Annotated in this window: 11 protein-coding genes; 8 read left to right on the top strand and 3 right to left on the bottom strand. The window is 30.7% G+C overall.

The genetic code is table 11. The features are described 5' to 3' along the window. Positions 1-384: 384 nt before the first annotated feature. Positions 385-2,241, bottom strand: a complete 1,857-nt coding sequence (locus tag QZZ53_RS15735) for a serine hydrolase (protein WP_296386442.1) — start codon at positions 2,239-2,241, stop codon at positions 385-387. Positions 2,242-2,425: 184 nt separating this feature from the next. Here QZZ53_RS15735 and QZZ53_RS15730 point away from each other — a divergent pair, with 184 nt between their 5' ends. From QZZ53_RS15730 to QZZ53_RS15695, 8 genes are all read left to right on the top strand, one after another. Beyond that, positions 2,426-2,848, top strand: a complete 423-nt coding sequence (locus tag QZZ53_RS15730) for a DUF2141 domain-containing protein (RefSeq protein WP_296386440.1) — start codon at positions 2,426-2,428, stop codon at positions 2,846-2,848. Positions 2,849-2,916: 68 nt separating this feature from the next. Further along, complete coding sequence (locus QZZ53_RS15725) at positions 2,917-3,543, top strand: hypothetical protein (RefSeq protein ID WP_296386438.1); 627 nt, start codon at positions 2,917-2,919, stop codon at positions 3,541-3,543. A 15-nt stretch (positions 3,544-3,558) separates the two neighbouring features. Continuing rightward, a complete protein-coding gene (locus QZZ53_RS15720; RefSeq protein ID WP_296386436.1) occupies positions 3,559-4,911 on the top strand; it encodes a histidine kinase in 1,353 nt (450 codons plus the stop codon). A gap of 11 nt (positions 4,912-4,922) precedes the next feature. Beyond that, on the top strand, positions 4,923-5,243 hold the full coding sequence (locus QZZ53_RS15715) for a 2TM domain-containing protein (RefSeq protein WP_296386435.1): 321 nt from the start codon (positions 4,923-4,925) through the stop codon (positions 5,241-5,243). A 12-nt stretch (positions 5,244-5,255) separates the two neighbouring features. After that, positions 5,256-5,594 (top strand): 2TM domain-containing protein, encoded by a 339-nt coding sequence (locus QZZ53_RS15710; RefSeq protein WP_296386432.1) that lies wholly within the window; start codon positions 5,256-5,258, stop codon positions 5,592-5,594. A gap of 33 nt (positions 5,595-5,627) precedes the next feature. Beyond that, positions 5,628-6,764: an amidohydrolase family protein gene (locus tag QZZ53_RS15705; RefSeq protein ID WP_296386430.1), complete on the top strand. Its 1,137-nt coding sequence runs from the start codon at positions 5,628-5,630 to the stop codon at positions 6,762-6,764. 4 nt (positions 6,765-6,768) lie between these two features. Then, positions 6,769-7,095, top strand: a complete 327-nt coding sequence (locus QZZ53_RS15700) for a 2TM domain-containing protein (RefSeq protein WP_296386428.1) — start codon at positions 6,769-6,771, stop codon at positions 7,093-7,095. A gap of 30 nt (positions 7,096-7,125) precedes the next feature. After that, complete coding sequence (locus tag QZZ53_RS15695; RefSeq protein WP_296386426.1) at positions 7,126-7,881, top strand: LytTR family DNA-binding domain-containing protein; 756 nt, start codon at positions 7,126-7,128, stop codon at positions 7,879-7,881. On the opposite strand, the gene QZZ53_RS15690 is transcribed toward QZZ53_RS15695, so the two are convergent. Both QZZ53_RS15690 and QZZ53_RS15685 read right to left on the bottom strand, forming a co-directional pair. Continuing rightward, positions 7,873-8,310: a DnaJ domain-containing protein gene (locus QZZ53_RS15690; RefSeq protein WP_296386425.1), complete on the bottom strand. Its 438-nt coding sequence runs from the start codon at positions 8,308-8,310 to the stop codon at positions 7,873-7,875. The genes QZZ53_RS15695 and QZZ53_RS15690 overlap by 9 nt on opposite strands. A gap of 54 nt (positions 8,311-8,364) precedes the next feature. Continuing rightward, positions 8,365-9,540 (bottom strand): LETM1-related biofilm-associated protein, encoded by a 1,176-nt coding sequence (locus tag QZZ53_RS15685; RefSeq protein WP_296386423.1) that lies wholly within the window; start codon positions 9,538-9,540, stop codon positions 8,365-8,367. Positions 9,541-9,747 lie beyond the last annotated feature (207 nt).

Raw genomic sequence — 9,747 nt, 5'->3', positions numbered from 1 at the left:
ATCGAATTTAAACCAAGAATATTTAATTGCTCATCTTGAGACATATAAGAATAAATAGCATCAAAACTTTCTTGAGTAAACTTTCTCAAAATTAATCTGTCAGTTATTATTTCTTCAAACTTCATTTTTCAATTATTGCTAACGTTAGTATATATAAGCTTAGTGTTTTTAGTAACTATATACAATTCATTATTATAGGTTATGTGTACTTATTTAAATTGTATTATATCCTTTCAAATAAGAGTTATGTAACACTTTAAATAATTTATCAAAACTATATTGTTTGTCTTTCATTTCTCAAATACACTACAATTTGTTATTATAATAGAGTTCTTCATATCCATTAATATATTCTGGATATGAGGAATATTTATTTAGATGATATTAATCTTCACTTTTCCGCTTCGCTACAAAAGTACCATTAGGTTGTATAAACTTAACCTCATTAATTTTACTATCAGTTTCTATAAACTCTATTTTAAAACCTTCTAATGTTTTAAAATTAAATTTATGTTCTGAGGTTGGGATAAGCGCATATTCTGGTTGTCCAGGGACAAATACATAGAGCACATTCTCATCTTTGATATAAGCTTTAATTTCTGTGCCAGCTAAATTGTACTTGCCAACATATTGCTCTAGTGTTTTTGCATCTACATCTATAGTGTTTGGAGTGCGTTTAAAAGCTATAGCATCTACAGTTGGCTCTGCAGTAACACGACCATAATCTATATCACCAGATTCGTAGGCACTAAAAGTTATTTTTAAGGACCTTCCTATTGCTGTAGTATCTACCTTTCCGTCTTTAACATCTAAAAACTCAAAAGTGTCGTAATGAAAATGGTTTAAATATTGTTTATCTCCATTGAGCTCAGAAAACAGAGAGTCATTCTTCACAAAGACATTAAATTCCCCATAACCTTCATGGAGATAAGATCCTGTGTACTCTAATCTCGTATGTGATGGTCTTGTGTTTTTTACATTAGAAAGTTCTGAGTCTTCTTTAACTTCTTTTTGAGCTTTAAGTGCTTTTTCAGTATCTTCTTTGTGCTTTTTTGCCCATTCAGTTTTTTTAACTTTAAGCATGTGGTCAGCGGCTATATTTCTAATTAGTCTTGGTACAGCAGAACCATTTTGATTAGCTAATACTACAATTCCTAAACTATCTGAAGGGTAAAAACCTACACTAGCAGAAAAGCCATCAATATTTCCACCATGTTCTACCAAATAGTGACCTTTATAAGAATGTAAAAACCAACCATAACCATAATTTGCAAAATGCACATTTGGTAATTCTTTATTTGGTGTGGCACCTGCAACTACCATTTGAGAACTCATGGCTTCTTTTACATACGCTTCAGGTATAATTTGTTCATTCTTATATTTCCCATTATTAATCCATGTAATTAACCACTTACTCATATCATTAACGCTACTGTTTATGCTTCCTGCTGGAGACATACCTGCAATATCGTAGTAATCTGTTTTTTCAATATTTCTATCTGCATCTAAGGTGTAACCAAAAGCGGCATTAGAACTCGATTTCATACCTTCAATCATCGTTTTAGAACGATTCATACCTAAAGGCTTAAAAAATTCATCTTCAATATTTTCTTCCCATGTTTTTCCTGTGATTTTTTCAGTAATAACACCTTGCGTTAAAAACCCAAAATTATTGTAATACCATTTTTGACGCACACCTGTAAAAGGTTCGTGGTATTTTAACTTGGCGACCATACTATCTTTATTATGACTAGGGAAAAAGTACCAAGCACCATCATGTCTTGGTAAGCCTGTGCTATGACGCATTAAATCTTTAATAATGATTTGGCTATTCATCTCATCATTGTAAAATTCTAATTTTGGAATGTATTTTCTAGGACTATCATTAAATGATAGTTTTTCATCTTCGCGCAATAAACCTAAAAGTGCTGAGGTAAATGCTTTGGTTGAAGAACCAATCGCAAAAAGTGTATTTGCATTTGCAGGTACTTTATTTTCATAATCACTATAACCAAAACCTTTAGCGTAAATGATTTTATCTCCTTCTACAATGGCAACTGCAAAACCAGCCGCTTTTGTACTTTCTAATACAGAATTAAATTGTTTTTCAATACCTTTTAAACGTTTGTCAGTTTGCGAAAACGCTAATGTAGAAATTAACGTTAATGCAACAATAAGAATGCGATTTTTACTCACCAGATTTCTATTGTTCTGAAAGAGTTCGTGAATCTTTGATTTCATTTTTAGTTGGATTTTTATATTATGGTTATGTAGTATATGTATAGAAATACAACAGTAAGTTACTGTTTTTTTGAAGGAATTTTTAAAAAATGACAATTCGTCATTAAAAAATTACAATTGGGTAAGTCTAGTTTTAAGAATCTTAAGTTGTGTTAGATATTTGTATCAAATTAAAACATAAGCCATGAACGTATTAATAAAAATAGTAATTGCTGTAATTTTAAGTTTTGTTAGCTATCAATCAGAAGCACAAGAAAAGTATAACATTACAATTACAGTTGAAGAAACTGATAGTAATGATGGTAAAATGTTATTAGCGCTTTATAATTCTGAAACTAACTTTTTAGAAACCTCTTATAAAGGCACAAAAAGTGATATAGTGAATAATATGTGTACTATTACTTTTAAAAATGTTCCAGAAGGTACATATGCGGTTTCAATCTTTCATGATGAAAACAATAATGAGAAACTAGATACTAACTTCTTTGGTATTCCGAAAGAAGATTATGGTTGCTCTAATAATGCTAAAGGTTTTATGGGACCACCAAAATGGGAAGATGCAAAATTTCAACTAAAAGCAAATAAAAAAATAACAATTACACTATAAATATCAATTAATAATACTAACACATGAAATCGAAGATTCACCAGTACCAAAAACTAAATAGACATACTATGAGTAAGAATTTAATCATCATCGCTTTATTAGTAATCACAGGAATTACACAAGCGCAAACTAACTTTGAAAAAGGAATGAATAAAGCCTTTGAGCTTTGGCAAGCAGATAAAACTGACGAGGCTGAAAATATGTTTGAGCGTATCGCAAAAGCAGAATCAGAAGAATGGTTACCAAACTATTATATCGCACAAATTAATAGCTTAAAAAGTTGGAGCGAAAAAGACGAAACGGTTTTAAAAGCACAGTTAGACAAAGCACAAGAGCATATTGATTTGGCGATGACAAAAAGCGAAGACAATGTAGAATTAATAGTAATGCAAGCACAAGTTTTAACAAACTGGGTTGCTTTTGATGGTATGACTTATGGTATGAAGTATGGTGCAAAAATCACGGAGTTATATACTAAAGCAATAGAAGTGTCACCAACAAACCCAAGAGCAGTATTTTGTAAAGCTGATTGGTCTATGGGAAGTGCAAAATACTTTGGACAAGACACTGCACCTTATTGTAAAGAAATTGAGGCATCAATTGAACTTTTTGATACCTTTAAACCAGAGAGTGATTTTCATCCAAATTGGGGAAAAGAGCGTGCTAAGCAGGTATCTGAATCTTGTAAAGAATAAATAACGAAACGTATTATGTCAAAGTCAATTAAAAAGATCATTCTTACCATTATTATTGGAGCTATAGTTTTTGTTATTGGAAATTTACTTTCTAGTGGTTTTAATTTTAAAAATGTAAATGAGTTTTTAATAGACTTTGGCTTTTATCAATTATATGCTTTTGTTTTAGGGTATTCTAACATGATGTTTTTTGATTATATGGAAAAACGCAAATGGAAAACTGGAGATACCTTAAAAAGAATAGTTTCTGGAATTATTGGAGCAGTAATAATATCGTTAATTGGCATATTTTGTCTAAGACTTTTTATATCAACTGTTATCTATGACGTAGATATTAAAGCGTTTATTGATAGAGAATCTTGGAGTAATTATTCTTTTGGCTTGTGGATTACCTTAACTATAATCTCTATATTTCATGTTATCTTTTTTTACAATAAGTATCAGAAAAATAAGATAAAAGAGCAAAAAGTAATTGCTGGTACAGCTAGTGCAAAGTTCGATGCTTTAAAGAATCAGTTAGATCCGCATTTTCTGTTTAATAGTTTAAATGTACTATCAAGCTTAATTGAAGAAAATCCAGATAATGCTCAACGGTTTACAACCTCATTATCTAAAGTATATCGCTATGTTTTAGAACAGAAAAGTAAAGAATTAGTGACTGTAGATGAAGAGTTGAACTTTGCCAGAACCTATATGTCGCTTTTAAAAATGCGTTTTGAGGACAGCATCATTTTCGAAATACCAGACAAGGCTTCTAATCCAGAAAGTAAAGTGGTACCACTTTCATTACAATTGCTTTTAGAAAATGCCGTAAAACATAATATGGTAACATCGAGTAAGCCATTACATATTAAGATATACGAAGATGGAGATCACTTAGTAGTGATGAACAATCTTCAACCAAAACAAATAGTAAAGAAGAGTAGTGGAGTTGGTTTAGAAAATATAAAACAACGTTATAATCTGCTTTCAAATAGAAAAGTACACATCAATCAACGAGATAAGGATTTTGCAGTTGCAATTCCTATGCTCACAAAACAAGTATCAATCATGAGAACAACACAAAAATCACAAGAGCGTCTAAACGACGATTATGTTAAAGCACACAACCGTGTAGAAGAATTAAAGGGCTTTTACTATAGTTTAATATCCTATGTCTTTGTTATACCCTTTTTAATATTTATATGGTACACCTTTTCAAGACATACTATACAATGGTTTTGGTTTCCAATGTTTGGTTGGGGATTAGGTTTAGCAATTCAAGCTTATCGCGTCTTTGTAGATAATGGTGCTTTTGGTGCCAGTTGGGAAAAGCGAAAAATTGAAGAATATATGCGTAAAGAAGATGAAAATAATCGTTGGAAATAATTTATAACATCATGAAAACTCAAGAATCAGATAAAAAATTTATAAGGGCTAGAAATAAAGTAGAAAAGTTAAAGCGTTTTTATACGCACTTAACAGTTTATTTTGTAATTAATACAGTTATTTCTGCTGTTAAAATAATGAACAATACCAATAATGGGGAAACCTTTAAGGAAGCTTTATTTGACTTTTCAACGTTAGCCTCATGGTTGCTTTGGGGAGTTGCAATTGTAATACATGCGTTTTCCGTATTTGGTCTTCCATTAATTTTGGGTGACGATTGGGAAGAACGTAAAATAGAAAAGTATATGAACGATGAATTAGATAACGATTAAAACATTAATAAAATGGAAAAATTTGATATAGAACCTTACGATGAACATAAAAATTCAGCAAGTTTTAGAAAAGAAGAAGCTTATTTAAGAGCAAAGAAAAAGGTAGAATCAATTATTGGTTTTTATTGGCATTTGGCAGTTTATGTAGTTGTTAATTTATTTTTAATCATACTAATAGGAGTTAATGCTGGTTTTTCAGGCTTTGGGCCTTATGCTACTGCTACATTTTGGGGAATAGGATTAGTCTTTCATTTCCTAGGTGTTTTTGGCCCAAATTTTTTCTTTGGAAAAAATTGGGAAAACAAAAAAATCGAAGAATTTATGGATAAAGAGCGTAAACGTTGGGATTGAGATTAATATAGGTAACTAATCAATAAAGAAATTATGTTTAAAATTCGGTTAATTATAGTACTCATAGCTACAGCTTTTATGGGTAATGCTCAAAACAGTTTTATAGTTAAAGACGTAAAAGTTTTTGATGGTGAAGTTATCATTGAATCTACTTCTGTAAAAGTTGAAAATGGTGTTATTGTTGAAGTTTCGAAGCATATTAAAGCTTCTAGTAAAACTTTAATTATTGAAGGTAAAGACAAAACTTTAATGCCTGCATTATCAAATGCGCATGTACATGCTTGGGCTGCAGAATCCCTTAAGGAAGCTGCTAAAGCTGGTGTGCTAAATGTTATGGATATGCATGGTGTGGAAACCTATCAATCTGCTATGCGACAATTAAAAGATTCCACCAACTATGCTAATTATTATGTCGCTGGTTATGCAGCAACTGTACCAGAAGGTCATGGAACTCAATTTGGTTTCCCTGTTCCAACGTTGACGAAACCCGAGGAAGCTAAACAATTTATTGCTGATAGAGTTAAAGCTGACGTAGATCATATTAAGATTATTCTAGAACCTTGGAAAGCAACTTTAGATTCTGAAACGGTTGCGGAATTGATTAAAGAAGCACATAAAGCAGAAAAAATTGCAGTAGTACACATAAGCCGTCTAGATGACGCTGTTGATGTTATATTAAATGATGCAGATGGTTTAGTTCATATTTGGTGGGACAAAGAGCTAGAGCCTAGTAAATTGAAAGAACTCTCAGAATCAAAATCATTTTTTGTGATTCCAACCTTACTGACAACATTTAAAGTTTTTAAAAGTATGGGATCTGAAAGTGAGCAATTCTTGTATAAAGAGCAATTACTATCTGAAGTTAAAAAAATGTATGAAGTTGGAATTCCAATTCTTGCTGGTACAGATCCGCCTAATGCAGGTATTAATTATGGAACTGATTTATACAAAGAATTAGAACTTATTGGCAAATCTGGTATGCCAACGATTGAAGTCTTAAAAGCTGCAACTAGTAATATTACTACAGCATTTGGTCTCAAAAGAACAGGATTTATTAAAGTCGGTTTTTCTGCAGATTTAATACTAGTAGAAGGAGACCCAACTAAAAACATTAAAGACCTTAATAACTCTAAAACTATATGGAAAAGAGGTAAACAGGTGAAAAAATAGTGTTATGAAAATTAATAAAGATGAAAAGCAGCTATTTTTAAATGCTGAGAAGAAAGTTAAGCGAATTAAGATGTTCTATTTGCATTTGGTATTTTACATCATTGGAGTAGCACTTATATCATATAACTTTTATATTATTGAAGAAGGAGAGTATACTAATAATATCAATGCATTAAATACGTCAACATTAGTGTTATGGACTGTTATTATCGTTATACATGCTTGGACTGTTTTTAAGGGTAGAATTATATTTAAAAAGAGTTGGGAAGATAAAAAAATGGAAAAATTTTTGGATGAAGATAAAGAGTCGGAAACCAAGATGTGGGAATAAATTTATAATTAAAAAGCATAATCATAAATAATGAATGTAATCATAATAGAAGACGAAAAACCATCAGCAAGACGTTTGCAACGTATGCTAAAATCTTTAGATGTAGATGCAGAAACTATGTTACATTCTGTTGAAGAGTCCATAGAATGGTTTTCAAATAACGAGCATCCAGATTTAATATTTTTAGATATTCAATTAAGTGATGGTTTGTCTTTCGAAATTTTTGAAGCTATTGATATTAATTCTGCAGTAATCTTTACTACAGCTTATGATGAGTATGCATTGCAAGCTTTTAAGCTTAATAGTATCGATTATTTATTAAAACCAATTGATGAGGACGATTTAAAAGTTGCTGTAGAAAAATATAAAGAGCGAACACCAGAAAAACAATCTGTTACTTTAGATTTTAATGATATTAAAAAATTATTAGTTAACCCAATTGAGCGTGAATACAAGAAACGCTTTTCAGTAAAAGTTGGTCAACATCTAAAGCTAATAAATATTGAGGATATTGAGTGTATTTATAGTGAAAACAAAGGGACATATGCCTTTACAAGCGAAGGTAGAAATTATTTGTTGGATTCTACCTTAGATCAACTAGAAGGTGAACTTGAACCTCATGTGTTCTTTAGAATTAGCAGAAAGTATTATGTGAATATCAATGCTATTAAAGATATGGTAAGTTATACGAATTCGAGATTAAAGATAAAATTGAATCGTTATAATGAGCAAGAAATTATTGTTGCTAGAGAGCGCGTTAAGGATTTTAAAAACTGGTTAGAATAAATCAAATACATCACCTAACCCTTCTGTTAATCCGTCTAGCAAATCGCCTGTACCAGAAAGTAGTCCATCTAAAATATCTCCATTCAATATAAAGAGGTCTAATAGTAAGAGTTCTTCTAAATCAAAATCATAATATTTTTTAGCTTTCGTTTTGGCTTCTTCTTGCCATTCTTTGTACTGTTCTTTCTGTTCCATGACTACTGGTTTATTTGTAGCTTGCGATTTCAGTAGTTTATCATAAGCACTTCGCTTTTCAGAATCTGATAATACATCAAAAGCTTCGACAAGTAATTCAAATTGAGCTCTTGCATCTGATGACTTGTTGTTATCAGGATGATAAATTGCTATTTCTTTTCTGAATGCTTTCTTAATCGTATAAAGATCAGCAGAATCCTCAATTTTAAGAAGAGTGTAGTAATTAGTTATCATAGCTAGATGAGTTTAATTACTTATTAGTAACGACTTAGCAGAATATGTTACAACCTAATCTTTATCTTCAATTCTATTTTCATCAAAAGCCGAAGGCAATAACTTAGGAATAAACTTAACAAACAAAGGTAATAAGAGCATACCTCCAGGCAACATAAAGATAGCCAAGCTCGGAATGGATTTAAAAATATCTAATAATTGCGTTTGAATTTTCTTTTGCTCATCATCAGAAAGATTACGCTGTGTAGATTGTGCCAAAAGCGTCATGGCTTCTTTACTTTCCGATAGTTCTTTGATGAGTCGCTTGCTATTTCTTTTAATGAGTTTAGAAACAACCTTACTACTGTTGTCATAAAAACTTTGAGCTAAGTTTTTAGAACTTAAAAAGGCGACATCGTCTTTGTGCTCATCATAAAATATATTGATACCATCCATGGATTTAGCGATATCTTCATTGTTTAATGACAAATCTATTTTTAAACGGTTTAAGAATTCACGTTCTTCTTTATCAATAACCATATCTGTCCAAGATGCCATACATACTAAATCTATAACGTATAACTTCTCTAGAGGTTCATTGATAAAAGCAACAGCATCATCATAAGAAGGCAATTCTGAATTTTTATGACGAATAGAACCTTCAAATAACTTAATAAGATTTTGGTCGTATTCTGTTTTTTTAGATTTAGCATCTATGACTGAGAATACAATCGTTTCTAGTGCAGATTCAAGAGTATTTACATAGTTTTCAATTCCATCTTCATTCTTCAAAAAACGTTGGTAACCTAATACATCAACAAACAAAAGGGCATTAATTAAAAAATAATTAAAACTTTTTGAAATAAAATTATCATCAATATGTATGCGTTTATGAATCATCTTTTCTAACAAACTATCCGGCTTTTTATCGCCAAATAATTCTTCGAAAAATGAACGTTTCTGATTACTTATAGATTTATTATACCTAATAAGATTATCTATAAAATCTTCATCTGGTTGTTCTTTTTTATAAATAAAATAATAGGTGAGGAGTAGGTTGATTTTACAGCGTTCTTCTTCAGTAAAATCAAAGGGTTTTACAATATCGAGTACAACTGTAATATTGCTTCCGTAGATGAATCCTGCGTGCTTTAATTTATTGTAAAACTCAGAAGTTTCTATTTGCGAATACATCGTTTCAGAAACTTCGATTAGTAATTTTTTTATCCAGCCACTAGCTGATGGATTCATAGACTTATAATTATAGTATAAAGATACTTTTTATCTCTTAAAAAATGTGGGATTTCAATTTTTTTGAAAAAAATATAAAACCGTCTCTTTCATTTTCTCGTAGGTAGAACAGAGACACAAATAAATAACAAAATCTCAAAATTATGAAACGAGCATGTTAAAAGCTTTATCATTTAACTGAATGATTAATAGCGAACGGCATGTGAC

The sequence above is a fragment of the Winogradskyella sp. genome, assembly GCF_016744625.1.
Lineage (GTDB): Bacteria > Bacteroidota > Bacteroidia > Flavobacteriales > Flavobacteriaceae > Winogradskyella.
This window is presented reverse-complemented; position numbering and strand designations above follow the sequence as displayed.

Bases quoted from the DNA above. Each gene is read 5' to 3' on its own strand.
- QZZ53_RS15735 (WP_296386442.1), bottom strand. From the start codon at position 2,241: ATGAAATCAAAGATTCACGAACTCTTTCAGAACAATAGAAATCTGGTG.
- QZZ53_RS15730 (WP_296386440.1), top strand. From the start codon at position 2,426: ATGAACGTATTAATAAAAATAGTAATTGCTGTAATTTTAAGTTTTGTT.
- QZZ53_RS15725 (WP_296386438.1), top strand. From the start codon at position 2,917: ATGAGTAAGAATTTAATCATCATCGCTTTATTAGTAATCACAGGAATT.
- QZZ53_RS15720 (WP_296386436.1), top strand. From the start codon at position 3,559: ATGTCAAAGTCAATTAAAAAGATCATTCTTACCATTATTATTGGAGCT.
- QZZ53_RS15715 (WP_296386435.1), top strand. From the start codon at position 4,923: ATGAAAACTCAAGAATCAGATAAAAAATTTATAAGGGCTAGAAATAAA.
- QZZ53_RS15710 (WP_296386432.1), top strand. From the start codon at position 5,256: ATGGAAAAATTTGATATAGAACCTTACGATGAACATAAAAATTCAGCA.
- QZZ53_RS15705 (WP_296386430.1), top strand. From the start codon at position 5,628: ATGTTTAAAATTCGGTTAATTATAGTACTCATAGCTACAGCTTTTATG.
- QZZ53_RS15700 (WP_296386428.1), top strand. From the start codon at position 6,769: ATGAAAATTAATAAAGATGAAAAGCAGCTATTTTTAAATGCTGAGAAG.
- QZZ53_RS15695 (WP_296386426.1), top strand. From the start codon at position 7,126: ATGAATGTAATCATAATAGAAGACGAAAAACCATCAGCAAGACGTTTG.
- QZZ53_RS15690 (WP_296386425.1), bottom strand. From the start codon at position 8,310: ATGATAACTAATTACTACACTCTTCTTAAAATTGAGGATTCTGCTGAT.
- QZZ53_RS15685 (WP_296386423.1), bottom strand. From the start codon at position 9,540: ATGAATCCATCAGCTAGTGGCTGGATAAAAAAATTACTAATCGAAGTT.